Origin of the sequence: Frankia sp. AiPs1 (genome assembly GCF_023716945.1) — a bacterium.
Taxonomy (GTDB): domain Bacteria; phylum Actinomycetota; class Actinomycetes; order Frankiales; family Frankiaceae; genus Frankia.
Genome location: NZ_JAMQQF010001175.1, coordinates 1 through 557 on the forward strand (window position 1 = coordinate 1; position 557 = coordinate 557).

At 77.6% G+C, this 557-nt stretch carries 1 protein-coding gene; it reads right to left on the reverse strand.

Annotation, left to right across the window (positions count from 1 at the left end):
* On the reverse strand, positions 1-557 hold a 557-nt coding region (locus ND748_RS33515), incomplete at both ends, for a D-alanyl-D-alanine carboxypeptidase (RefSeq protein WP_251750216.1).

Consider the following 557-nt stretch of genomic DNA (forward strand, 5'->3'; position numbering starts at 1 on the left):
GCCGCCGTCGCCGCCACCGCGGGGGTGGGGGTCCGCGGGCCCGCGGCGCCCGGGGTCGGGCGACCCGCGTCGAGTTCCAGCGCGGAGACCGGCGTTACGTCGCCATCGGTCACGTAGTTGTCGCGCCATCCCGGCGCCCGGTCGGGGCCGACGAACATCGAGCCGTCGCCGACCACCCGGGCCACCGAGGTGATGCCGGCCGCCCGGACCTGGGTGACGAGATCGGCGAGCCGGGCGAAGGCCGGGTAGCCGCCGGTCCCGGACGACGCGGTCAGCGTCGGATCCCCGCCCCCCACGAGCCACAGCGTGCCGCCGGGCGGGTGGCCGGCACCGCGCTGTGGTGGGCTGCCCTGTGGTGGGCTGCCGTGCGGTGGGCTGTAGAACACCGACGTGCGCAACCGGGTGTCCGGGAACGTGACGAGCGCCGCGGTGGCCACCGCGGTCTTGAGCGTCGACGCCGGCACTGCCGGCGTGCGCGCGCGGTTGTCCAGCAGCACGCGGCCGGTCAGCGCGTCGACGACGAAGGCGGCGGGCCCGGCGAGGACGGGGTCGCCGAG